Origin of the sequence: Pseudomonas sp. CCOS 191, assembly GCF_001007005.1 — a bacterium.
In the GTDB taxonomy this organism is placed as follows: Bacteria; Pseudomonadota; Gammaproteobacteria; order Pseudomonadales; family Pseudomonadaceae; genus Aquipseudomonas; species Aquipseudomonas soli.
This window is the reverse complement of record NZ_LN847264.1, coordinates 3,852,311-3,873,786: the sequence shown is the minus strand read 5'-3', so window position 1 is coordinate 3,873,786 and position 21,476 is coordinate 3,852,311. Positions and strand designations below refer to the sequence as shown.

Sequence of the window (21,476 nt, the reverse complement as noted above, 5' to 3'; positions counted from 1 at the left end):
TTCAATCGGTCGTGCTGGGTGGGAACGGCAATCGCCCCAGCAGCTTGACGATCGTCGCCGCACAGCGCCCGTCGGGGTCCAGGTCAGGGTCGAAGACGGTCACCGTCATGCCCCGGCAGCGTCGATCCGCCACGAACGGGATGAGGATTTTCGCCAGGTCGTCGGGCGCGATGCCCGGTGAGCCGGGGCTGTCGACCGCGGGCATGACCGCCTGGTCCAGCACATCGACGTCGAGGTGTATCCAGAGCCCCTGGTCAGGCACCTGAGCGAGCGTGTCCCGGATCCGTGCGATGACTGCGTCCGGGCCGATGGCAAGCGCCTCGAACACGTCGATCCGGTTGATGGCCGTATGGTTTATATCGGGCCAGGCAAAGTCATGGTCACGGTTCTCGCGCTCGCCCAGCTGGATAACCTGGGCATCGGCGACGAGCGGGCGGGTTATGCCGGGCCAGTCGGTCGCCAGCGCCTCACCACGGCCGGTTGCCAGGGCCAGGTCCATGCCTGCGACGGCGCCCAGGCTCTGTGCCGGGTCGTAGTTGCCGGGGTGGCGGAAGTCGCTGTGCCCGTCGATGTGGAGGAGCGACAGCGGGCCTGCGTGGCGCGCACCGGCCAGTGCGCCGAGCAGGATGGAGCAGTCTCCGCCGAGGACCAATGCGAATTCGTCCTGCAGCGTGGCGGCGCGCACCATGTCCGCGAGGGCGAGGTTGAACGCGCGCAGGGCGTGGCCGTTGCGCAGGCGGGTGCCGGGCTGCGCCTCGGCTGAGTAGGCTGGCGCGGCAGATGCTTCACGGTGCTGGCCTTGATCGCCCGTAGCAGGCCAGCTGCAAGCAGGGCTGACGGGGCTCGCCAGGTACCGGGTTGGTGGCCGGGCCGCAGGGGGCTGAGGCCGAGGTTCGAGGGGGCGGCGATCACTTGCATGGGGAAGACTTCCGCTCGTGTGACTGACTACAGTCTCCAGCATCCGGCGAAGCGCTTGCAAACCCCTTCGCGTTGATCCAGTTCAGCCATGCTGCGCAAGTGTTCGAGGCTGATCTGCGCGACCGTCTCTTGCAGGACATAGTTGTAGTAGTACGCCATGTCGCGCATGCGCTGGGCCTTGCTGCGCAGGCCTGCGTCGTTGTTGCCACCGGCCCAGACCTGTAGCTGCTCGTCGCGCACGCTACGCAAGTAGGCGCGGCTGTCGGCGTCGTAGCGCTCTAGCGTACGTGCCTTGAGGTTGGCGAGCGCCTCGGCGAGCCTCTGCAGGTTCTGCTGGTACTGCTGCCAGTAGGCCTCTGGCAGATCGAGGCCCAGTTCCCGCTTGCGTGCCGCTACCTGGGCTTCGGGAGCGGTTTGACGAGTGATGGCGACGGCAGTGCGCAACGTGGTCAGTTGCTCCATCTCCGGGGTGACGCTGTCGTGGATGATGCTATCGATCAACGCGGTGCGCCGAGGGGTATCGGGCAGCGGTGTGGGTTGTTTCGGAAACAACGCTGAGGTACCCCGGCAGGCGCTTGGGATGGTGTCGATCATCGGATAGGGCTGCCGCTGGTCCTTGCCCTCGACCCGTTGCAGGCGCACCAGTGCCGCCTGGCAGTAGCCAGGTGACTGGTCGAAGCTCAGTTCATACTCGGAGCCTGCCTGTGGTGTCAGGGTGAACGAGGCCGAGCAGACCGTGGTGGCGCCCTGTGTGTTGGCGCGAACATGTACCGGCTGGCCGGGTTCGAGGCGGATCTCGTAGTAGCTGTTGCTGTTTGCTGGCGGCGGCACGCTCATGTCGGCCCGCCGGCGAGAGTCGGGCACGAACAGGTTGTTGAGCATGCCGGTGGTCCGGGCTTCACAGCGCGCGCTGTCAAACAGGTCGAGGGTGGCGCTGCCATTGCCCGAGATGTAACGCAGCTTGGCGGCATCCGGGCGGGCGCTGTCGATATAGGTACCATTGAGACTGCAGGCGCTGACCAGGGTGGACAGGGCGAACAGGGCAAACAGGCGGGCGGCGGGGGGCATGATCGTCCGTGAGTGAGGCCATGGGGGCGCCGATGCTAGGGCGATTCCGGCTAATCGTCCAGTGGGCCGAAGGTGATCAGCCCACGGAGGTGGGGCGCTTGCTCTGCCTTTTAGGGCATCCGCTGCCGTCAAGGTAGAGCAAGGCCTTGACCAGCCCACCACGAACCAATAAGGGTCAGGTGCTTTTCAGCAGGTACAGGCTTTCCCTACTGTTCAGAAGGTGCCATCAGAGCGTTGAGTTCTGCATAGCTGTGGGCCTTCAACCCACCGGTGTCGAGCTGCCCACTTTGCAGGAAGCGCTGGGTGAGGCCGCTCATGGCACCGTAGAGAAACTCGGCGATGCTCGAGCCGGCGCTCAGGCGGCGAACGCCAAGCCGTTGCAGTTCGGCAGGGCCGGGCAAGCCTGCGCGCCAGAGCAGGTTGACCGGCAGCGTCACCTCCCGGCACAGCGTGGCGATCTCGCCGGGCTCGACCACGCCGGCGGCGAACAGCCCGTTCGCGCCACCGGCGGCATACTGCGTGGCGCGACGCAGGAGCTCTTCGAGGCGTTGCTCGGCGGGCAGCAGGTTCTTCAGGTAGACATCGCTGCGCACGTTGATGAACAGGTCGACCCCGCGCTGGCTGGCGGCGTTTCTGGCGGCGTCGATCTTGCGCAGGAGCTGTTCGGGGGGCTGGGTGCCGTCCTCGATGTTGATGCCCACCGCGCCGGCGGCGATGACGGTGTCGACGACCTTGGCGACCTGTTCGGGAGCGTCCGAGTAGCCGCCTTCGATATCCACGGTCAGCGGCACGCTGATTACCCTTGCCATCGACTCGACGGTGCCGGCCAGCAGCGCCAGGGGCAGCTTGTCGCCATCCTGGTAACCATGGGACCAGGCCACGGCGGCGCTGCTGGTGGCGACTGCCTTGCTGCCCTGGCGTTCGACCAGGCGTGCACCGCCGGCATCCGCCACATTGGCCAGCAGCAACAGCCCTTGCTGGTGAAGGTCATGAAAAACGCGATCCATTGCTGTCATGAAGATATGACTCCCTTGAACATCCTGTTGATGGTCCACTGCGGGCTTTAGATTGCCATTTTTCCTGGGGTTCGACGAGAGTGTTGCGGCGCCTGCGAGATCGAGCGCCGCCCGCGCGGCGCATCGCGGATGAATCCGCTCCTACGTTTGTTGCAACGTGGCCATGTCTGATAGGGCATGGTTGTAAGCTTCGTGACGCTGTGGGTGGAAATGCGTGGGACTGTTCAGCGGCGATAGTAGCGGCGGTCATCGTCATAGCGATGGTGCAGGGCGCGATCATGGTGACGGTCCCAGTAGCGTTGCCGCTCCATTGCCCGGCGGTGCTGCTCCCGGCGCCATTGTTCGCGACGCCACTGCTCCCGGCGCCAGTCGTCGCGGTGGTCATGCCAGCGCTCGTCGTGGCGGTAGCGGTCGTCATGGGCCAGCAGCGGTGCCGATGGCGCGCTTGCCAGGCTTGGCCAAGGGGTTTCAGTGGCCTTGCGGTCCGCCAGGTCGAGGGTATGGGAGGGAGGTGTCGAAGTCTTCATCGCTGCGGCGGTTGCCGAGCCTGCGGTCGCGAGTGCGAACAGGCCAAGGAGCAGCATGTATGGGGCAGGGATTTTCATGAGTGAAGACAACCTCTGATTGGCAGTTGAGCGTGTGTTCGGTAGTTGTTGGAACAACCGTGGAACGCACTCACCCAATAGACCGGCAAAATGGAAAAAGTTCTGGAGCGGCGCGTGCCCCGGGGCTTGCTCTCCGGGTGTCTGCAGCAAGCGCTGTGGCGAGCATCTTGAAAGGCCTGCCTTTGGAGTGGACTGAAGCAACTGGCAGGAAGTAAATGATAAGAATTATCATAAGCGCCTTTCGCCCTCCCCAGAGAGTCGTCGTATGTCTTCAACCAACCGCGAGCCGGCACTGGACCTGATCCAGAACAATCACGCCGAGCCGCTGGGCACCTGGAGTGGCGGGGCGAAGGTATCGCGGCGGGCACTGCTCGGCGGACTGAGCGTGGCCGGTGCGCTCCTCGCCAGTGGCTATGGCGTGAGCCAGTGCGGCGCGCTGCCAACCCTGTTCAGCGATTGCGCCACTGGCACCGGGCAACGACGTGGCTGGCGGCTGGCGTCGGGCCTTTCAGTGCTACTGGACAGCCGCAGCGCACTGGACAGCGTTGGCCGCGCCGTGATCTTGCAACGTGGACGGGTGTTGCTGGAGGTGACGCAGGGCGCTGGAGTCAGCCTGCGAACTGCGCAGGCCCGCATTCTGCCGGGGCAGGCGGCACGCTTGATCGTTCAGCAACAGGCCGGCGCCACCCTGGTGCAGATGCTCGATGGCGTGGCGTCGATCGCGTGTGGTTCGGCAGCGCCGGTGGTACTGGAAGCCGGTTGGCAGCAACTGTTCGGCGACAAGGGCAGCACCCCAAGAGCCGCGCTGCCGGATGGGGCCGGAGCCTGGACCCACGGGCACCTGGTGGCCGAGCGCATGCCCCTGGCCGAGGTGCTGGAGGAACTCGACAACTATCGTCCCGGCGTGCTCAGGTGCGACCCGCGGGTCGCGGGATTGCAGGTCAGCAGATCCTTGTCCCTCGACCAGCCGGACGACAGCTTGACGCTGCTGAGCGAAGTGCTGCCAGTCCGGGTCCAGCGGGTGCTGGGGTTCTGGGTCAATGTGGTGCCGGCCTGAGTCCGCCTGTTTCAGGGGCTGAGGAGCGTGTTGCCGGGACCCGCAAGGCGCCGCGCGCACCAGTCACTTACTTCACCTGGCCGTTGTACACCACGGTCGCGGCGCCGTCCTTCTTGATGGTCAGCTTGTTGCCTTCGGCCATGCTTTCGACCATTTCCGAACAGCCGTCCACTTCGGCCTTGCCGTCCACGTACTCACCGCTGGTATCGAAGCTGAAGACATAGGTCGACGCCGGGCAGGCATTGCCGCCTTCGCCCGTGGACACCACGAGTACATAGCGGTTGGGGCCGAACGTATAGGCCTTTTCGATGGCGACGTAGCCGGTGCTTTCGGCATCGGCGACGACGGCCTCCATGACGTTCACCACGCCGGCCCGGGACTGGTAGTTCAGTGCAGTGCCCAGCTCCATGCCTTGCACGGTGAACGGCCCGGCGCCTTCGTCGCCGACTGGCAGCGGCTCGTAGGCGATGCTCGGCGCCAGTGGCGCGGTGGCCGGTTTGGCCAGCAGCGCCGGCTGCGGCTGGGGGTTGATGCACTGTCCACTTTCACAGATGCGCTCACCTTTGCAGTCGGTGTCCTTGGCGCATTGGCCAGACACTGCGGCGGTCTGTTCGGCCTTGTCGCAGCCGGCGATGGCCAGGGTGAGGAGGGCGAGGGTAAGCAGTCGCTTCATCAGCGAAGTCCTTTTCATGGATGAGGGCTGCGCAGTATCGCCAAACTGTGGGCAGATGTCGCGTGGCTCTATCCCAACCTAGTTGTTCACCAACAACTCCGGCCCCAGGTAGCGGTTGATCTGGTCGATGTCGTCATCCCCCAGGCTGCCCACCGAAGACGCCAGGCGCAGCCGTGACATCAGGTAATGCAGCTTGGCCTCGAACAGGTCATGCCGTGCCACGAACAGCAGCTCCTCGGCGTTGAGCACATCGGCATTGGTGCTGGTGCCGCCCGCGCTGAAGCCCTTGCGCGCCGAGAGCAGCGAGCGTTCGTTGGAGGCGACCGCGCGCTCCAGCGCGTGCACGCGCAGGGCACCGCTCTGCACGCCGCGGAACTCGCGTGTGGTGCCGGTGATGACTTCCTGGCGTGTGGCGTCGAGCTCGTCCAGGGCCTTGGCGCTGTTGGCGCTGGCCTGCCGGCTCAGCGCGCTGACACCGCCACCGCTGTACAGCGGGATGTTCAGCTCCAGGCCGATCGAACTGTAGTGGTTGCGCTGGTTGAGCTCGGATATCGACTGGCTCTTGCCGGCGGTGTAGCCAGCGACGAAGTCCAGGGTCGGCCAGTGACCGGCCTTGGCACGCTTGAACTCTTCCTCGGCCAGTGCGTAGCTGTGCTGGCGTGCATGGATCAATGGGCTGTCGGCCTGGGCCCGGGCCAGCCAGTCGCGCAGGTTGTCCGGCAGCAGCGGCGGGGTGGCGAAGTCTGTTTGCAGGGTGGTCAGCGACGCCGGTGTCTCGCCGATGTATTCGGCCAGCTTGCGGCTGGCATTGGCCAGGTCGTCCTGGGCCTCGATCAACTGGGCTTCGGCAAGGTCGCGGCGGGCCAGGGACTCGTCGATATCGGTCACGGTGCCGGCACCCAGCTGCATGCGCCGCCGGGCCGAGGTGAGCTGTTCCTCGAACGAGGCGAGCTTGGCCCGGGCCAGGGTGATGGTCTCGCTGGCCAGGAGCACGTCAAAGTAGCTGTCGGCCAGGCGCACGGCGGCGTCCTGGCTCTTGGCATCGAACACAGCGACGCTGTAGTCGGCGCGTTGCTGGCCCTGGCGGTACTCGGCCATCTTCTGCTTGTTGAACAGCGGCAGGCGCAGGCGCAGGTTGGCGCCGGTGGAGTCGTAGTCGAGGTCATTGTCGATGCCGTGCTGGCGCTGGCTGCCGTCGATGCGGTTGGCGTAGGCCGCTGCGTTGACCTGCGGCAGCAGGCCGGCCTGGCCGATGGCGCGATTTTCCAGGCCAGCCTGCTGTTCATGCACCGCGGCGCGGTAGATCGGCCCCTGGTACTGCAGCAGGTCCCAGGCCTGCCTGAGGTCCATGGCGCTGGCCGGCAACGCCAGCGCCAGCAGGCACAGGCCAAGGCAGTGGCGGTTCATCTCATTGCTCCTTGAACGCGGCGTCGACGCGTTCGAGCAGGGGTTTGAGCAGGTAGCTCAGCAGGTTGCGCTCGCCAGTCTTGATGGTGACGGTGGCGGGCATGCCGGGCCGGATATGGTTGCTGCCGAGCATGGCCATGCCATCGGCCGTGACCTCCACCTGGGCCAGGTAGAACGGCTGCTTGCTCTCCTCGTCGAGCAGGCGGTCGGCGGAGACGGTCAGCACGCGCCCGGGAATGTTCGGCGTGCTGGCGTGGTTGAAGGCGGGGAAGGCGATGTCCACGGCCAGCCCCGGCGTCATCTTGTCGATGGCCTGCACCGGGATCATCGCATCGACCTGCAGCGGCTCGTCGAGCGGGACCACCTCCATGATCCGCGCGCCGGGCTGCACCACCCCGCCAACGGTGGCGATGCCCAGGGCCTGGACCATGCCGTCGATGGGCGCGCGGATGACCGTGTGAGTCACCTCGTCGTCCAGGGCGCGCAAACGGTCGGCCAGGGTGGTGCTCTCCTTGGCGGTGTCGGTCAGTTGCGACTGCACTTCCTTGAGGTAGTCGTGGCGACGTTGCAGGACGCGCAGCTTGAGCTCGGTGACCTGGCTGCGCACCCGGGCGATGTTGTTGAGGTTCTCCGCCTGGCCGGCGGAGAGGTCGGCATTGCTGCGCTCCAGCTCCAGCAAGCGGTTGCGCGGCACGTAGCCTTCGGCCGCGAGCATGCGCGTGCCTTGCAGCTCCTGGCCGAGGAAGCCGATCTGCGAGGCGCGGGCGCCGTACACCTGCTGCAGGCCCTTGAGCTGCACCGCCGAAGCGGCGAGGTTTTCCTCGAGGATGCTGATCTCCCCGGCGAGCCCCGCGCGCCGCGTATCGAGCAGGTGCTGTTGCAGGTCCATGGCCGCCAGCAGGCGTGGGTCACCTGCGTATTGCCTGAGCAGTTCGGGAGCGAAGATGACTGTGTCGCGCCCATCTCGCTCGGCTTCCAGGCGGTTCTCCACGGTCTTGCTGACGATGTACTGGGCGCTGACCGCGCCATGTTCGGCCACGGCATGCAGGGCATCCAGGCGCACCAGCGGCTGGCCTTTGCCGACCCGCTCGCCTTCGTGTACGAGAATCGCCTCCACGGTGCCGCCGCTCAGGTGCTGCACGGCCTTGCGGTTGCTGGTGACCTTGACCGTGCCGGTGGCGACCACTCCGGCGTCCAGCGGCGCCAGCCAGGCCCACAGGAGAAAGCCGCCGAAGCCGGCGAGCACCAGCCACAGGCCCCAGCGCACGGGTTTGCCAACGTCCAGGTCGAGCAGCTCGGTGTTGGCGGCAAGCAGTTCGGTATGCGCGGTGGTGGACATGATCGGTCACTCCCTTGCCTTGACGGCGGCCAGTGGGGTCGCGGTGCCAGCGGGGATCACGCTGGCCGTGCGCAGGGCGGCGAACACTTCGTCGCGGCTGCCGAACATCTGCACGCCGCCATCGCGCAGCATCAGTACCTTGTCGACGGCGCAGAGCACGTTGGGGCGGTGCGAGATCAGCACCACGGTGGCGCCGCGGCCCTTGAGCTCGGCCAGGGCGTCGACCAGGGCTTTTTCGCCGACGTCGTCAAGGTTGGCGTTCGGCTCATCCAGCACGATCAGGTTGGGTTCGCCGTACAAGGCGCGGGCCAGGGCGATGCGCTGCTTCTGGCCACCGGACAGCGGACTGCCGTCGCTGTCCAGGCGGGTGTCGTAGCCCTGCGCGAAGCGCAGGATCATGTCGTGCACGCCGGCGCTCCTGGCGGCGCGGATGACCGCGTCGCTGTCCACCTCGCCAAAGCGGGCGATGTTGTCGGCGATGCTGCCTTCGAACAGCTCTACGTCCTGGGGCAGGTAGCCGAGCCAGGGGCCCAGTTCGCGCTTGTTCCAGGTGAAGATGTCGGCGCCGTCCAGGCGCACCTTGCCGGCCTGGGCCGGCCATACCCCGACCAGCAGCCGCGCCAGGGTCGACTTGCCTGAGGCCGAGGGGCCGATGACGCCGAGGCTTTCGCCCGGCAACAGGCTCAGGCTGACCCCGCGCAGGATGGTGTTGCTGGTGCCGGGCGCCCCGGCGTAGACGTTTTCCACGGCGAGCATGCCCACGGGCCGTTGCAGTGACATGCTCGGCGGGCGCTGCGGGTAGTCTTGCAGCAGGCCGTTGAGGCGGCTCCAGGCCAGACGGCAGCCGAGCAGCGGTTTCCACGCGGCGATCACCTGTTCCACTGGCCCCAGCGCACGGCCGGTGAGGATCGAGCAGGCGATCATCATGCCGGGGGTGATCTTGCCTTCGATGGCCAGCAGGGCGCCGGTGCCGAGGATCAACGACTGCAAGGTGATGCGCACGAAGCGCCCGATGCTGCCGATGACCGCGGCGCGGTCGGAGGCCAGGGTCTGCATCTGCAGGATGCGCAGGTGGCTCTGGAACCAGCGCTGGCTGATCGACGGCAGCATGCCCATGGCCTCGATCACTTCGGCATTACGAAGGTTATTGTTGGCGTAGTGGGCGCAGGCGAGGGCGGCGTGGTTGGCCTCGGACAGCGGCTGCTTGGTGGCTTTCTCGGTGAGCCAGGCCAGGGCCGCGAGGATCAGCGAGCCAACCAGCGTGACCAGCCCCAGCAACGGATGGATCAGGTAGGCGACCAGCAGGTAGATCGGCGTCCAGGGGGCGTCGAAGAAGGCGAACAGGCCATTGCCGGTGAGGAACTGGCGCACCTGTGCCAGGTCCTGCAGGGCCTGGCCGGGGCTGCCACCGGCACGGCTGAGGTTGCGCTCGAAGGCGGCGCTGAACAGGCGCCGGTTCAGCGCCATGTCCAGGCGGTTGCCAACCCGCACCAGTACCCGGCTGCGCAGCAACTCCAGGGCGGTCATCAGCAGGAACAGGCCCGTCACCAGCACCGTCAGCATGCCCAGGGTGGTGAGGTTGCGGCTGACCAGCGCGCGGTCGTAGACCTGCAGCATGTACACCGCAGGTGTCAACATCATGACGTTTATTACCCCACTGAACACCGCCAGGGCATAGAAACTGCGTCGCAAATGAAACAGTGCCTCGGCCAGCTCGGAGCGGGTACCTGGATGCCTGGTCATCGGGGGGAGCCTCCCTCTGCGCAAAAGCCGCCCGCCGTTGCGGCGTGCGGGCTAAAAGCCTTGTGGTTGCTGGTTTGCAGAAAGGTTGGTCGCTCTTTTGGCGCGTTTTCCGAATACAATGCAAGCAGCCCACAAGCAGCAGAGTAGGTGCCTCAGAAACATCTTGTAATATCTTTTTGCTCTATGGATTCCTTCAAGTTCCTATTAAAAACAGTGGGTTGATAACCATTATCGCTGGCAAGGTTTTTTTCTGACGAAATATTGACAAGATTTTACAGCGCAACTTTAGTCTTAATCAGTTCGTGGGAACTTTCGCCGCAGGCCTGCTGTCGCCCCGACCCCTCCGCGAATCCTCCGTCGACATTCCTGTAGGAGCAGAACATGACTCGTTTCCTGTTCTTGTACCGAGTGAATGGGCTCTACAGGACGTTCCCCTCCCACTCGCGAAACCATGGCCCACCCAGGGCCCGGGCGCGCCGCGCCTGATCGTCGGCGAGCCCTGAACCCCGCGAATTCCAGGTTCGTATCCCGCTCGGCGGGCTGCGCCCGTGTTCGCCACTAACAATCGAACCGCATAACCGTGCACGCCAATGACCGGGCGTGGCGAGCGCCTGCGCCTGCCCGCCGCCCGACAGATCGAGGTCAGCCAACATGGCCAATTTCAGCAAGTCCGACCTGCAATTCATCCTCCAGCAGATCTTCATCGCCGAGGCCCATGCCAACGGCGCCAGCCTCATCGACCTGCTGCCCAACAGCCAGGTGCCGTTCGGCCTGCGCACCGTCGACGGCAGCTACAACAACCTGGTGGCCGGGCAAAGCGAGTTCGGCGCCGCCGACAACGCCTTCCTGCGCCTGATGGATGCCCAGTACCGGGCGGCCTATGCCGGCACCGGCACGGTGAGCGACAGCCAGCCGCGTACCATCAGCAACCTGATCGTTGACCAGACCGCCAACAACCCGGCCGCGGTCGATGCCAACGGCGGCGCCGCCCCGGTGCTCAGCCCCGGCATCGACGGGGTGTTCGGCACCGCGGACGACAAAGCAGTGTTCTTCATCCCCAACCAGTCGCCGGACGCTGGCCTGACCGCCGGCTTCAACGCCTGGATGACCTTCTTCGGCCAGTTCTTCGACCACGGCCTGGACCTGGTCACCAAGAGCAGCAGCCAGATGGTGTTCATCCCGCTGCAACCGGACGACCCGCTGTACGTGGCCAACAGCCCGACCAACTTCATGGTGCTGCCGCGCGCCGTGCGCACGGCCGGTGCCGATGGCGTGCTCGGTACCGCCGACGATGGCCAGCCCAACACCACTTCGCCCTTTGTCGACCAGAGCCAGACCTACAGTTCGCACCCCTCGCACCAGGTGTTCCTGCGCGAGTACGCCCTCGACGCGAGCGGCCATCCGGTGGCGACCGGGCGTTTGATCACCAATCGCGACCTGGGCGCCGATGGCAAGTTCGGCACCAGCGACGATGGCAACGGCGAGAACGGCGGCATGGCTACCTGGGCCGTGGTCAAGGCCCAGGCCCGCGACATCCTCGGCATCAACCTGACCGACGCCGACGTGCACCGGGTGCCGCTGCTGGCCACCGACGCCTACGGCAACTTCCTGCGCGGGCCCAACGGCATGCCGCAGGTGGTGATCCGCGTGGGCAATGGTGCCGACGGCATTGCCGGGACCGCCGACGACATCACCCAGCTGGTCGAAGGCAACCGCGCCGCGCCCATCAGCCTGGCCAATGCCGTGAGCACCGGCCACGGCTTCCTCGACGACATCGCCCACAATGCCGAGCCGGTGCTGGTCGGCGGGGTGCTGCAGGCCGACGCCGATACTACCGTGGGCAATGCCCAGCCCATGGGCCCGGGTGGCAACAACCTGAGCTACGACAACGAGCTGCTCGACGCCCACTACATCGCCGGTGACGGCCGGGTCAACGAGAACATCGGCCTGACCGCCGTGCACCACGTGTTCCACTCCGAGCACAACCGCCTGGTCCAGCAGACCAAGGACACTGTGCTTGCCTCCGGCGACCTGGCGTTTCTCAACGAGTGGCTGGCCATCGACGTGGTTGCGCTGCCCGCCACGCCCGCCGAGGTGGCTGCGCTGGTGTGGAACGGCGAGCGCCTGTTCCAGGCCGCCAAGTTCGGTACCGAGATGCAGTACCAGCACCTGGTGTTCGAGGAGTTCGCCCGTACCATCCAGCCGCAGATCGACGAGTTCCTCGCGCCCAACGGCTACGACACCTCGATCAACCCGGCGATCCTCGCCGAGTTCGCCCATGTGGTGTACCGCTTCGGCCACTCGATGCTGACCGAGACCGTCGACCGCTTCGACCCTGCGTTCAACCCGATTCTCAGCGACCCGGACAACCCGGACCAGCAACTGGGCCTGATCGCCGCCTTCCTCAACCCGCTGGCCTTCGCCGGCAGTGGTGCCACCGCTGATGAAGCGGCCGGGGCGATCATCCGCGGCGTGACCCGCCAGCTTGGCAACGAGATCGACGAGTTCGTCACCGAGGCACTGCGCAACAACCTGCTCGGCCTGCCCCTGGACCTACCGGCACTGAACCTGGCGCGGGGCCGTGATACCGGTATCCCCTCGCTCAACGAGGCGCGGCGCGAGTTCTACGCGATGACCGGCGACAGCCAGCTCAAGCCCTATATCAGTTGGGTCGACTTTGCCGACCACCTCAAGCACCCGGCGTCGCTGGTCAACTTCATCGCCGCCTATGGCACTCACGGCTCGATCACCTCGGCGACCACCCTGGCCGACAAGCGCGCCGCAGCGCTGGCCCTGGTGCTGGGCGGCAGCGGCGCGCCTTCCGACCGCCTGGACTTCCTCAACGGTACCGGCACCTGGGCCAACGTGACCAAGGCCGGCAAGGACGGCGTGCTGGGCACCGCGGACGACCTGACCGGGGTGACGGTGACTGGGGTCGACGCCATCGACTTCTGGGTCGGCGGCCTGGCCGAACAGAAGATGCCTTTCGGCGGCATGCTCGGCTCGTCCTTCAACTTCGTCTTCGAGACCCAGCTGGAGGCCCTGCAGAACGGCGACCGCTTCTATTACCTGTCGCGCACCGCCGGGCTGAACTTTGGCGCGGAGCTGGAAAACAACTCGTTCGCCAAGCTGATCATGGCCAACTCGGATGTCACCCACCTGTCCAACACCGTGTTCCTGACGCCGACCTTCACCCTCGAGGTCAACCAGGCCAACCAGTTCACCGGGCTGGGCGGCAACGGTCGCGCCGACCCCGCCGGAGGAATCGAGATCAACGGCGTGGAGGTCGTGCCGCTGGTCATTCGCGACGACCCCGACACCGTGGGGCCGGATGGCAACTACCTGCACTACACCGGCGAGGACCATGTGGTGCTCGGCGGCACTGCGGGCGATGACATCATCATCTCCGGCGAAGGCGACGACACGCTCTATGGCGACGGCGGCAACGACTACCTCGAAGGTGGCGCCGGCAACGATGCCGTGCTCGGTGGCGCAGGCGACGACATCATCACCGATGCGTTCGGCGACAACCGCCTGGAGGGCAACGCCGGCAACGACGTGATCGTGGCCGGCAGCATGCTCGCCGCCGGCAACCTGATCCTGGGCGGCGATGGCCAGGACTTCATCATCACCACCGAAGACATCAGCACCACCTTCGGCGGCCAGGGCGACGACTTCATCCTTGGCGCCAAGACCAACCTGCCGCCCACCGGCAACGAGGGCGACGACTGGATCGAGAAGGGCACCCAGGACGGCGCGCCGGGCGACAACTTCGCGCCGCTGCTCACCGATGAAGTGGTGGGCAACGACATCTTTGTCGGTGGCGGCGGCTTCGACGAGATGATCGGCGAGGGCGGCGACGATATCTTCGTCGGCAGCGATGCCCAGGACAAGATGGACGGCATGTCCGGCTTCGACTGGGTCACCTACAAGAACGACCAGGTCGGCGTCACCGCCGACCTGAGCCTGGCCGCGCTGGCGCAGCCCCATGGCAATGCGCCGAACCAGAACGCCGGGGTGTTCAACCCGGTCGGCGCCTCGCCGGCGTCGATCCTCGACCGCTTCGCCGAGGTCGAGGGCCTGTCCGGTTCGCGCTTCGCCGACGTGCTCAAGGGCGATGACGTCGATGCGGTGACCATCCTCAACCATGGCGGCACGACGGGCAGTGCTCTGAGCAATGTTGCGCTGATCCGCGGGTTGGCGCAGTTCCTTGCCGACGCCGGGCTGCCGACTACCGGCTTCGCCACCGGCAACATCCTGCTGGGCGGTAATGGCAGCGACCTGATAGAAGGCCGTGGCGGTGACGACCTGATCGATGGTGACAAGTGGCTCAACGTGCGCATCGCGGTGTATGCCCCGGGCGACGTCAACCACACCGGCCCCGAGATCGCCAGCTTCGACAGCATGGTCGAGATGATCCCGTTCATGCTCGATCGCACCTACAACCCGGGCCAGCTGAAGGCCATCCGCGAGATCCTGCCCGGCACCTCGACCGGCGGCGCCGCCTTCGACACCACGGTCTTCTCCGGGGTGCAGGCCGAGTATGTGGTGACCCAGGACACCCGTGGCACCGCCGACCTGGCAGATGATGTGTGGACCGTGGCCGACACCGTGGCCGGGCGAGACGGCACCGATACCCTGCTGCATATCGAGCGCCTGCAGTTCGCCGATGCCCAGCGCGTGCTGGTGCCGGGGCTGAACGCGCAGCCGACCGGCAGCCCGAGCCTCAGCGACGGCAACGGTGGTGCGATCACCGTCGGCGATATCCTCAGCGTGAGCATGGCTGGCGTGCGTGACGGCGACAATGTCACGGCGGGCAACCCGCTGGGTACCCTGGCCAATGCCTCGGTGTCCTACTACTGGCAGTTCGAGGCCGATCCCGGCAGCGGCGTGTTCCAGGACATCATCCTGCTGCCGGCCGGCGACCTGGCGTTCCAGAGCGCCGATGGCACCGCGTTCAAGGTGTCGCCGGACCTGGCCGGGCTGTCGCTGCGGGTCAAGGCGATCTACCAGGACGGCCATGGCACCACCGAGGTGCTGTTCAGCGCGCCCACCAGCGTGGTCGAGGCCGGCGCTCCCGTGGTGCCGACTGCGCCGACGCCGGTGGTCGATGCCAGTGCGGGGGGCGATGGCTTGCACATGGTCCGCTCCGACCTCAACTTCATCCTGGCCCAGATCAAGATCGCCGAGGCGGACGCCGCCGGGCAGGACATCCTCTCGTTGATCCCCAACATCCGCGCGCCCCTGGGCCTGCGTGCGGTCGACGGCTCGAACAATAACCTGATGAACCTCAATGGCCACGACCACACCGGCTACGGCGCCGCCGACCATGTCTTCCCGCGCCTGACCGACCCCGTGTTCAACGCCGCCGAGGGCGCGCCCGCCGGGTTCTTCGGCCCGGGTTCGCCGGCCATTCCCGGCTCGTCCTACCAGCAGACCAGCGGCTACGTGTTCGACTCGCAGCCACGCACCATCAGCAACCTGATCGTCGACCAGACCTCGAACAACCCGGCGGCCTACGCCAGCGCCTACGACCCCGGCGCCAACGGCGTGCTGGACTTCGGCACCCCCGGCAATGACGACCAGCTCAAGGACGGTGTGCGGGTGGTCGCCAGCCCGGGCATGGACGGCCAGTTCGGCACCAGCGACGACCATGATGTCTTCCTGTTCGAGAACACCTCGGCGGATGCCGGGCTGTCGGCGCCGTTCAACGCCTGGATGACCTTCTTCGGCCAGTTCTTCGACCATGGCCTTGACCTGGTCACCAAGGGCGGTTCGGGGACCATCTTCATCCCCCTGCAGCCGGACGATCCGCTGTACGTGCCAGGCGGCGCCGCCAACTTCATGGTGCTGACCCGAGCCACCAACCTGCCAGGGCCGGACGGCATCCTCGGCAACGCCGATGACATCCATGAGCACAGCAACACCACCACGCCGTTCGTGGACCAGAACCAGACCTACAGCTCGCACCCCTCGCACCAGGTGTTCCTGCGCAGCTACCAGCTCACCGCCAGTGGCCCCATCGCCACCGGCCGGCTGATCACCAACCGCGACCTGGGTAGCGACGGCAAGTTCGGTACCGGCGACGACAGCGAGATCGGTGGCATGGCCACCTGGAAGGTGGTCAAGGCCCAGGCCAACGATGTTCTTGGCCTGCGCCTGACCGACGCCGACGTCGACAATGTGCCGCTGTTGGCCACCGACGCCTATGGCAACTTCATCAAAGGGCCGCATGGCTATCCGATGGTGGTGATGAAGGGCGCCGACGGCCTGGGCGGCACTGCTGACGACGTGCTGGTCGAAGGCAACCCGCTGGCGCCGATCGACCTGACCAACGCCGTGCGCACCGGCCACCAGTTCCTTGCCGATATCGCCCACAATGCCGTGCCAGTGTTCACCGGTGGAGTGCTGGCCCCCGACGCCGACGCTGCCACCGGCAACGCCGTGCCGGTCAACCCGCACACCGGCGCCAACCTGGCCTACGACAATGAACTGCTGGACGCGCACTACATAGCCGGGGATGGCCGGGTCAACGAGAACATCGGTCTGACGGCGGTGCATGCGATCTTCCACGCCGAGCACAACCGGCTGGTGGCGCAGACCCAGGACACCGTGCTCGACTCGGGCGACCTGGCCTTCCTCAACGAGTGGCTGCTGACCCCGGTCAGCGCCTTGCCCGTCAGCCAGGCAGAGGTCGATGCGCTGGTGTGGAACGGCGAGCGGTTGTTCCAGGCGGCCAAGTTCGGCACCGAGATGCAGTACCAGCACCTGGTGTTCGAGGAGTTCGCCCGCACCATCCAGCCGCGCGTCGACCTGTTCTTCGCCCCGACCCAGGTCTACGACGTCGACCTCGATGCCTCGATCGTCGCCGAGTTCGCGCACACCGTGTACCGCTTCGGTCACTCGATGCTGACCGAAACAGTCGACCGTTTTGACGTCGACTTCAAGGTCATCGGTGACCCGGCCAGCGCCAATCCCGAGCAGCAGCTCGGCCTGATCGCGGCGTTCCTCAACCCGTTGGCGTATGCCGCCAGCGGCGTGACGCCGGAGGAGGCGACCAGCGCCATCGTACGTGGGGTGACCCGCCAGGCCGGCAACGAGATCGACGAGTTCGTCACCGAGGCGCTGCGCAACAACCTGCTCGGCCTGCCACTGGACCTGCCCGCGATCAACATCGCCCGGGGCCGCGATGTCGGCATCCCCTCGCTCAACGCCGTGCGCCGCGACATCTTCGGGCAGACCGGCGACACCCAGCTCAAACCCTATACCAGCTGGGTCGACCTGGTGCAGCACTTGAAGCATCCGGAATCGCTGATCAATTTCATCGCGGCCTATGGCACCCACGGCAGCATCACTTCGGCCCATACCCTGGACGACAAGCGTGCTGCGGCGCTGGCCCTGGTGCTCGGCGGCCCCGGCGCGCCGAGCGACCGCCTGGACTTCCTCAACGGCAGCGGTGCCTGGGCCAACGTGACCCTGGCGGGCAAGGATGGGGTAATGGGCACCGCCGATGACCTCAAGGGTGTGACGGTGACCGGCGTCGATGCCATCGACCTGTGGATCGGTGGCCTGGCCGAGGCCAAGACGCCGTTCGGCGGCATGCTCGGCAGCACCTTCAACTTCGTGTTCGAGAACCAGCTGGAGAAACTGCAGGACGGCGACCGCTTCTACTACCTGGAGCGCACCGCCGGCTTGTCGATGAACGCCGAGCTTGAGAGCAACTCGTTCGCCAAGCTGATCATGGCCAACACCTCGGCCACCCACCTGCCGGGGCTGGTGTTCTCCGACCCTGGGTTCTACCTGGAGCTGGACCGCGGCAAGCAGTACAACGATGGCCTGGGCAACGCCGACCCGCTGGGGGAAAACGGCCAGCAGGTGGTGTTCCGCGACAGCCCGCTGACCGATGGTCCCGACAGCAACTACATCCGCTATGCCGGTGACCAGCACATTGTGCTGGGTGGCACCCAGGGCGACGACATCCTCGTCTCCAGCGAAGGCGATGACACGGTCTGGGGCGATGGCGGCAACGACCGTATCGAAGGGGGCTATGGCAACGACCAGCTGCGCGGTGGCGCTGGCGACGACATCATCAGCGACATGGGCGGCGACGATAACATCCAGGGCGGCGACGGCAACGACGTGCTGCATGGCGGCAATGGCGTCAACCTGATCATCGGCGGCTTCGGCAACGACTTCATCGTCACTGGCGAGGATGCCTCCGAAGCCATCGGCGGCCAGGGCAACGACTTCATCCTCGGCAGCAAGGCCAACGAGCAGGACATGGGCAACGAAGGCGACGACTGGATCGAGAAGGGCACCTCGGACGGCGCCCCCGGCGACAACTTCGACCCCCTCGGCAACGACCCGGTGATCGGCAACGACGTGTTCGTCGGCGGCAACGAGAACGACAAGTTCAACGGCGAGGGCGGCGACGACATCATGGTCGGCAGCCTCGGCTTTGGCGATCGCTATATCGGCGGCTCGGGCTATGACTGGGCAACCTTCAAGGGCCTGGCCCAGGGCGTGAGCATCGACTACAGCGACCGCTTCTTCGATGTGCCGCCGGTTCCGGGCTCGGGGGCTTCGGCGCTGGTGCGCTTCGACATCATGGAAGGCCTGTCGGGCTCGGCGCATGGCGACTTCCTGCGCGGCGACAACGAGGACGCCACCTCGCTGCCGACTGCCGGGGCCACCGGTAGCGTGCTCACCAACATCAGCCTGATCAACGGCCTTGCCGGGCTGCTGCCCGCCGGCGCGACCTTCTACGATGGCGGCAACATCATCCTCGGCGGCAGTGGCAGCGACCTGATCGAAGGGCGTGGCGGCGACGACATCCTCGATGGCGACAAGTGGCTGAACGTGCGCATCAGCGTGCGCGCCAACAACGACGGCAGCGGGGCGGAAATCGCCTCGTTCGACAGCATGGAGCCGATGGTGCCGCTGATGCTCAAGGGCACCTACAACCCCGGCCAGTTGGTGATCGTGCGGGAGATCCTCAGCGGTACCGACCAGTACGACACCGCGCTGTTCTCCGGCATCGCCACCGACTACCGCATCGTCGTCGAGGGCAACACGGTGATTGTCACCGACACGGTGGTCGGACGCGACGGCGTCGATCGCCTGACCGGTATCGAGCGCCTGCAGTTCGCCGACGGTGCCCAGGCCTCGGGCGTGGGCAGCGCCGTCAACAACGGCCCGACCGGTCACCTGGCGATTGTCGACGATGCCAGCGGTCTGCGCGACGACACGCCCGTGGCCGGGCAGCTGCTGCGGGTCAGCAACCTGGCGGTGCACGATGCCGACAACCAGGGCGCGGCCAACCCGAGCGGTGCGCTGAACGGGCCAGTGACTTATTACTGGCAGGTCGAGAGCATCCCCGGCACGGGCGTCTATGAGGACATCACCTTCGTTGCCGCCGGCGAAGCCTCGCGGGCGACTGGCAGCACCTATCGAGTGGCGGACGATGTCGCTGGCCTCAATATCCGGGTGCGGGCGGTGTACCAGGACGCCAAGGGCACCTTGGAAATCGTCGACTCCTCAGTCAACAGCGCGCCCAGCAGCGGGCCCGCCGTGGCCGGGTTGCTGGTGCAGAACCAGGTGCTGAGCGCCAACCCGGCGACCATCGTCGACGCCGACGGCATCGGCGGCGCACCGTTCACCTTCCAGTGGCAGATGAACAACGGTGGGGGCTGGGTCGATATTGCCGGTGCCACCGCCAGCACCTTCACCCTTGGCCAGACCCAGGTCGGCCAGCATGTGCGGGTGCAGGTGGGCTACGTGGACACCTTTGGCGTGGCCGAGCGCGCCGCCAGTGACATTCTCGGCCCGGTGGCCAACGTCAACGACGCGCCGACCGGCGCGGTGCTGATCAGCGACACCACGCCGGACCAGGGGCAACTGCTGACTGCCTCGACCGCCGGCATCGCCGACCTCGACGGGCTGGGCGCATTCAGCTTCCAGTGGCAGCAGGGCGTGGGCGGCAACTTTGTCGACATCGCCGGCGCCACCGCAGCGAGCTACACCCCGGGCTTCGCCCAGGGCAACCAGCAACTGCGGGTGATCGTGCGCTACACCGACGGCTTCGGCGCCCAGGAGACGGTGACCTCCGCGGCGACCACCGCGGTGCGGCTGCTGAACGGCGTCACGCTGGTGGGTACCAACGCGGCGAACACGCTCACTGGCGGCGTCGGCAACGATGTGCTGCGCGGCCTGGGCGGCAATGACACGCTCAATGGGCTGGGCGCTGTCGACCAGCTGTTCGGCGGGGCGGGCAACGACATCCTCAACGGCGGCGACGACGGTGACTTCCTGTTCGGCGAGGACGGCAACGACACCCTCAACGGTGGCCTTGGCGCGGACGCCATGGACGGCGGCCTCGGCAACGACACCTTCGTGGTCGACAATGCCGGCGACAGTGTCATCGAGGTGGCCGGTGGCGGCACCGACCTGGTGCAGACCAGCCTGCTCAGCTACCAACTGGGCGCCAATGTCGAGAACCTCACCTACACCGGTAGCGGCAACTTTACCGGCACCGGCAACGCACTGGCCAACACCCTCACGGGTGCTGCCGGCAACGACCGGCTCGATGGCGGGGCAGGTGGTGACCGAATGGTGGGCGGTGCCGGCAACGACACCTACATTGTCGACTCAGCCTCGGATGTGGTGGTCGAGGCGGGCGGTGGTGGCATCGACACCGTGCTGACCGCGCTGGCCAGCTACAGCCTGGGTGCCAACGTCGAGAACCTGACCTACACCGGCGTCGGCAATTTCGTCGGCACCGGCAACGGGCTGAACAACGTCATCACCGGCGGTGGCGGCAACGACACGCTCACCGGCGACGGCGGCAACGACACCCTTATCGGCAACGCGGGCAACGACACGCTCAATGGCGATGCCGGCAACGACCAGTTGATCGGTGGCCTTGGCGCGGACAGCCTCAACGGTGGTGGTGGCGATGACAGCCTCGACGGCGGTGACGGCAACGACACGCTCAATGGCGGCGTCGGCAATGACACGCTGCAGGCCGGGGCCGGCAACGACAACCTCGATGGTGGCGTCGGCATCGATGTGCTGGCCGGTGGCGATGGCGACGACACGGTACTGGGCGGGGGCGGCAACGATGTGGTGCAGGGTGGCAACGGCAATGACTTCGTCGATGGCGGTGCCGGTGACGACATTGTCAGTGGCGGGGCTGGCAACGACACGCTGGTCGCCAACGACGGCAACGATATCTTCCAGTTTGCGGCGGGCTTCGGCACCGACCAGGTGTTCGGTTTCGACGCCGCCCCGGCAGGCGGCCAGGACCGGCTGGATATCACGGCGCTGAGCATTACCGCGGCGACCTTTGCCGTCAGTGTCAGCATTGCCGATGTGGGCGCCGATACCCTGGTGAGTTTCGGTGGGCCTGACTCCATCCGCCTGGTCGGGGTAGGGGATGCGACCAGCGTGACGGCGGCGGACTTTATCCTGGCGTCCTGAGGCAATGGCGCAGCGTCGCGTCAGCGGCGCTGCGCCAGGCTCACTACGAAATGTATCTGCACTCGCCCATACTGCGTTGAAACGGGGCGCGGAATGCTCATGTACTCCAGTACACTGCGCTTGCTCCCCCCGTTTCGCCTTGTATGGCCTTCGCGCAGACACATTTCGTACA

At 66.3% G+C, this 21,476-nt stretch carries 10 protein-coding genes; 2 read left to right on the top strand and 8 right to left on the bottom strand.

The annotated features are described in order from the left end of the window. Position 1: 1 nt before the first annotated feature. From CCOS191_RS17140 to CCOS191_RS17125, 4 genes are all read right to left on the bottom strand, one after another. On the bottom strand, positions 2 to 688 hold the full coding sequence (locus CCOS191_RS17140) for an arginase family protein (protein WP_197541422.1): 687 nt from the start codon (positions 686 to 688) through the stop codon (positions 2 to 4). A gap of 257 nt (positions 689 to 945) precedes the next feature. Beyond that, positions 946 to 1,986: a hypothetical protein gene (locus tag CCOS191_RS17135; RefSeq protein WP_046856245.1), complete on the bottom strand. Its 1,041-nt coding sequence runs from the start codon at positions 1,984 to 1,986 to the stop codon at positions 946 to 948. Between the two features lie 206 nt (positions 1,987 to 2,192). Continuing rightward, positions 2,193 to 3,002 (bottom strand): isocitrate lyase/PEP mutase family protein, encoded by an 810-nt coding sequence (locus CCOS191_RS17130; RefSeq protein WP_046856244.1) that lies wholly within the window; start codon positions 3,000 to 3,002, stop codon positions 2,193 to 2,195. Positions 3,003 to 3,226: 224 nt separating this feature from the next. After that, positions 3,227 to 3,607 carry a hypothetical protein gene (locus tag CCOS191_RS17125; RefSeq protein ID WP_082120449.1) on the bottom strand — a complete coding sequence of 127 codons (381 nt, stop codon included), beginning with the start codon at positions 3,605 to 3,607 and terminating at the stop codon, positions 3,227 to 3,229. A 265-nt stretch (positions 3,608 to 3,872) separates the two neighbouring features. On the opposite strand from CCOS191_RS17125, the gene CCOS191_RS17120 reads away from it, so the two are divergent. Next, positions 3,873 to 4,664, top strand: a complete 792-nt coding sequence (locus CCOS191_RS17120; protein WP_052752628.1) for a FecR family protein — start codon at positions 3,873 to 3,875, stop codon at positions 4,662 to 4,664. A gap of 67 nt (positions 4,665 to 4,731) precedes the next feature. Here CCOS191_RS17120 and CCOS191_RS17115 read toward each other — a convergent pair whose 3' ends face one another. From CCOS191_RS17115 to CCOS191_RS17100, 4 genes are all read right to left on the bottom strand, one after another. After that, entirely contained in the window at positions 4,732 to 5,337 is a 606-nt protein-coding gene (locus CCOS191_RS17115) for a hypothetical protein (RefSeq protein WP_046856242.1), read from the bottom strand. A gap of 78 nt (positions 5,338 to 5,415) precedes the next feature. Further along, positions 5,416 to 6,744 (bottom strand): TolC family outer membrane protein, encoded by a 1,329-nt coding sequence (locus tag CCOS191_RS17110; protein WP_046856241.1) that lies wholly within the window; start codon positions 6,742 to 6,744, stop codon positions 5,416 to 5,418. Position 6,745: 1 nt separating this feature from the next. Next, the gene (locus tag CCOS191_RS17105; RefSeq protein WP_046856240.1) at positions 6,746 to 8,083 is read right to left on the bottom strand and encodes an HlyD family type I secretion periplasmic adaptor subunit; all 1,338 of its coding nucleotides are present in this window, start codon (positions 8,081 to 8,083) and stop codon (positions 6,746 to 6,748) included. A gap of 6 nt (positions 8,084 to 8,089) precedes the next feature. Continuing rightward, positions 8,090 to 9,826, bottom strand: a complete 1,737-nt coding sequence (locus CCOS191_RS17100; protein ID WP_046856239.1) for a type I secretion system permease/ATPase — start codon at positions 9,824 to 9,826, stop codon at positions 8,090 to 8,092. A gap of 651 nt (positions 9,827 to 10,477) precedes the next feature. Here CCOS191_RS17100 and CCOS191_RS17095 point away from each other — a divergent pair. Further along, positions 10,478 to 21,304, top strand: a complete 10,827-nt coding sequence (locus tag CCOS191_RS17095) for a peroxidase family protein (protein WP_046856238.1) — start codon at positions 10,478 to 10,480, stop codon at positions 21,302 to 21,304. Positions 21,305 to 21,476 lie beyond the last annotated feature (172 nt).